The organism is Luteibacter sp. P4_E6, assembly GCF_056401535.1.
This window is the reverse complement of sequence record NZ_JBFUJE010000592.1, coordinates 1-2,270: the sequence shown is the minus strand read 5'-3', so window position 1 is coordinate 2,270 and position 2,270 is coordinate 1. Positions and strand designations below refer to the sequence as shown.

Below are 2,270 nucleotides of genomic sequence, written 5' to 3'. Positions count from 1 at the left end.
TGCTTGCATCCTGTATCCAGAAGGATACAATTGCGTCACAGGAATACGTGTGCGTCTCCGGAGCCATCGTAAGTTATGGAAATCACAGTAAAACAAACCGATGGATTTGCTAAGTGGCACCAGGAACTTAGAGACATTAAGGCCAAGGTTGCCATCGCTCGCCGGATCGATAGAGTCGCGATGGGTAACTTTGGTGACTGCGAGCCTGTCGGCGAAGGCGTTTCAGAATTACGAGTAGATGTGGGTGCAGGGTATCGAGTCTATTTGATCCAGCGTGGGAAGGAGGTCGTGATCCTTCTGTGCGGTGGGGACAAGAAGTCCCAAACCAGCGACATCAAGAAAGCCAAAGGCATGGCTGCCGATCTCTAATCGTTAGGATCGTCACCGGAGAATTTGAGAATGAGTACCCAACTCCTACCGTTCGACCTATCCGCAATCCTTGATAGTGATGAGGCGGTTGCCGAGTACGTGCGCCAAGTCCTCGAAGATGGCGACACAGACGAAATGCTTCGTGCTGTGGGTCATGTTGCGAAAGCACGTGGGATGGCTCAGGTAGCAAAGGATGCTGGTCTCGGTCGTGAAAGTCTGTACAAGGCTCTTCGACCTGGCGCACAACCTAAGTTCGAGACGATGAACAGGGTTTTTGGCGCACTAGGGTTTCGGTTGTCAGTGGAGCCTGTGAAACGTCCTGGCGCTGCCGCCTGATGTGCTGTGGCAGTCTGACGCTAGTCTGGATCCCCGCCGTAGGCGGCAGAGTGCTCGAATGTACCTGACTCGAAATCAGGCGTTGGTGAAAGCCAACCGGGGGTTCGAATCCCACCCTCTCCGCCAGTAAAAAACAAGGCCCCGCAGCGATGCGGGGCCTTTGTTTTTGTTGAGTGCCGAGCGTGTGTGACGTGGGCCTCGGCTTTGTCATCGCGTTGGCTTTTTAGTCTCCAGTTAACAAAGCCCCGCACCCGGGGATCGCGTATAAATCTCCTCGTTGCCTCGTTGCCTCGTTGCCTCGGTGACATGTGAACGCATTCGAGCGATAAATTTTCCAACAACAACGTTCCACAGGGGGAATGGCTATGGTGGGTAATCCGGAAGACGATACGCATCTGCACTGGCAAGGTATGCACTTCAGTTTTGAAAAAGGGCAGTTGGTTATTCACGACACCGAAAAGGTGCTGAATCTCTTGATCGAGGGGCAGTTCTCCCGCGAAGAGGTCGCCTTCAGGCTGGACAATCTCGGAGTGACGGTGATGGTGCGACGTTTCCCCAGATCTGAGTAGCGTCCCGTCCTCGGGCTCAACCCCCATGAGGCTGTGCCTGAGGCCACTCTGGCTAACGAGCAGAGCGGCAAGAAGGGCGGGCTCAGGTCCAGCTAAGGAGGCCCCGGACGAAAGGCGCTCCCGTCGATTAGCAGACTGCCTGCGCATACAGGCACCATGAAGGGGCCAGCATCGCGTCCGAACGCGTGCTGGCAACTCAACCCATCATGGAGATCGACAATGACCACGTATATCCGCACCGCACTGCTGTCTGCTCTGGTTCTTTCGCTCACCTGTGGCTTCGCCACCGCAAGCGACCTGCGCACTGCCAAACCTGCCGTCGCGTCTCAATCGCACGCCGGGGTTCCGCAGGCGCTGATGGTCAAATGCAAAGATCCGATCGAGTGCAACAAGGGTCGTGCCTGAAGGCCCAGGGCCCTTTAAAGACCTACGGCGACAGCGTCGCAGTGGACACCATTTGGGCGGCAGGCTGCGTCTTGCCGCCCATCAGGAGCGCTGCCGACAGGACGAAGGCGAGTGCGACCTGGCATTCAATCAGCATAGGGTCACGCATGACCGTGCTGGTGAGTGCCATCGCGATGCTGGCACCCATGCCGGCGAGGGCCGCCCCATGCCATCCATGCCGGAACGCCATCCCGATCACCGGCAGGACCATCGCGAGCCGGGCGGCTTGCTGCACATATCCGGCATGAAGGGTCGCTTGCCACGCAAGAATGACGAGGACGGGGACGACCCATGCGCAGGTATCCCTGAACAGGGTGCTGCGCAACACGGCGGTCAAAGAATGGGTCTTCCTGACTTGTTCCCGGATGGCGAACAGGGCAGGCGCGAGGGTGAGTGCCCCGAGATAGCCGCCCAGTAGATAGGCGGAAAAGCCGATCGAGACAGACACTCCAGGACCCCAGTCTTTCGACACAGACGCCAGGGCGATCCACAAGGTGGTCGCGTCCCGCAGGGCGCTCATCAGCGCACAGCAGAGTGCTGCGGAGACAAGGT

General features: G+C 57.8%; 5 protein-coding genes. 4 read left to right on the top strand and 1 reads right to left on the bottom strand.

Features of this window, described 5'->3' with window-relative positions; genetic code table 11:
• Positions 1–75: 75 nt before the first annotated feature.
• The 4 genes from AC1DT2_RS21200 to AC1DT2_RS21185 all read left to right on the top strand — a co-directional run bounded on the left by AC1DT2_RS21200 (position 76) and on the right by AC1DT2_RS21185 (position 1,679).
• Entirely contained in the window at positions 76–369 is a 294-nt protein-coding gene (locus AC1DT2_RS21200; RefSeq protein WP_477298542.1) for a type II toxin-antitoxin system RelE/ParE family toxin, read from the top strand.
• Between the two features lie 30 nt (positions 370–399).
• Entirely contained in the window at positions 400–705 is a 306-nt protein-coding gene (locus AC1DT2_RS21195; RefSeq protein WP_213948315.1) for an addiction module antidote protein, read from the top strand.
• 365 nt (positions 706–1,070) lie between these two features.
• Complete coding sequence (locus AC1DT2_RS21190) at positions 1,071–1,274, top strand: hypothetical protein (RefSeq protein ID WP_477298540.1); 204 nt, start codon at positions 1,071–1,073, stop codon at positions 1,272–1,274.
• A gap of 219 nt (positions 1,275–1,493) precedes the next feature.
• Positions 1,494–1,679 (top strand): hypothetical protein, encoded by a 186-nt coding sequence (locus tag AC1DT2_RS21185; RefSeq protein WP_063572195.1) that lies wholly within the window; start codon positions 1,494–1,496, stop codon positions 1,677–1,679.
• A 22-nt stretch (positions 1,680–1,701) separates the two neighbouring features.
• On the opposite strand, the gene AC1DT2_RS21180 is transcribed toward AC1DT2_RS21185, so the two are convergent.
• A partial coding sequence (locus tag AC1DT2_RS21180; RefSeq protein ID WP_477298539.1) for a hypothetical protein occupies positions 1,702–2,270 on the bottom strand: 569 nt, incomplete at its 5' end.